Genomic DNA, 1,093 nt, shown 5'->3' on the forward strand with positions numbered 1-1,093 from the left:
GCGCCACCTATCGCTGGGGCTGAGCCTGCTGCTGCTTGTGCTGCTGCCGGCGGCGGGGGCGGCGGCCTATCTGTGGCTGCGGGCGGCGGATCAATATGCCTCCACCCTCGGGTTTGTCGTCCGTCAGCAGGAGGGGGGCGGTGCCGTCGCGCTCTTCGGGGGGTTGTCGTCGATGGCGGGCGGCGCGTCGTCCGATACAGAGGTGCTGTATGAATTCCTGCGCAGTCAGGCATTGGTGGCGCGGGCCGACAGGGCGCTGGACCTGCGCGGGCGTTTTGCTGCCCCGTTCGGGCGGGACCCGGTCTTTGCCTTCGATCCCGAAGGCTCCATCGAGGATCTGCTGCACTATTGGCGGCGGATGGTGCGGGTGCATCACGACGCGGCGAGCGGACTGGTCGAGGTCGAGGTGCGCGCCTTTACGGCTGGGGGCGCGCGGGACATTGCCGCCTTTGTGCTGGAGGAAAGCCGCGAGATGATCAACGGGTTGAGCGTGCTGGCGCGGACGGATGCGACCCGCCATGCCGAGGGCGAGCTGGAGCAGGCGATGCAGCGCGCCCGCGCGGCCCGGTCCGAAATGGCGGCCTTTCGCGCCCGTACCCGCATCATCGATCCGGCGGCGGACATACGCGGGCGTATGGGTCTGCTGGAAAGCCTGCAACACCAATTGGCCACAGCACTGGTGGAGGGCGAGGTGCTGGCGCGCACCACCGGGGCGGGCGACCCGCGCCTTGCGCGGTCCTCCCGCCGGATCGCGGTGATCGAGGATCGCATCGCGCAGGAACGCGCAGGGTTCGCCGAAGGCGGCACCGCCGCGCAGGAGGACTACGTTGCCGTTCTGGGCGAGTTCGAGCGCCTGACGGTGGAAAACGAATTTGCCGAACAGGCCTATCTGGCGGCACGGGCCGCCTATGACGCAGCCGTGGCGGAGGCGCGGCGCGACAGCCGGTACCTTGCAGCCTTCGTCGGCCCCACGCTGGCGGAACGGGCGATCTATCCGCGCCGCTACACGATCGGGCTGCTGACTTTTGCCTTCCTGCTGGCCGTCTGGGTGATCGGGGTGCTGACGTGGTACAGCCTGCGGGACAGGCGCTAG

1 protein-coding gene is annotated in these 1,093 nt (G+C 69.3%); it reads left to right on the top strand.

Features of this window, described 5'->3' with window-relative positions:
- Positions 1–1,093 (top strand): hypothetical protein (locus A3764_RS16970; protein ID WP_201722455.1); only part of this gene is annotated, 1,093 nt, incomplete at its 5' end.

This window comes from Sulfitobacter sp. HI0129, from assembly GCF_001635395.1.
Classification (GTDB): domain Bacteria; phylum Pseudomonadota; class Alphaproteobacteria; order Rhodobacterales; family Rhodobacteraceae; genus Sulfitobacter.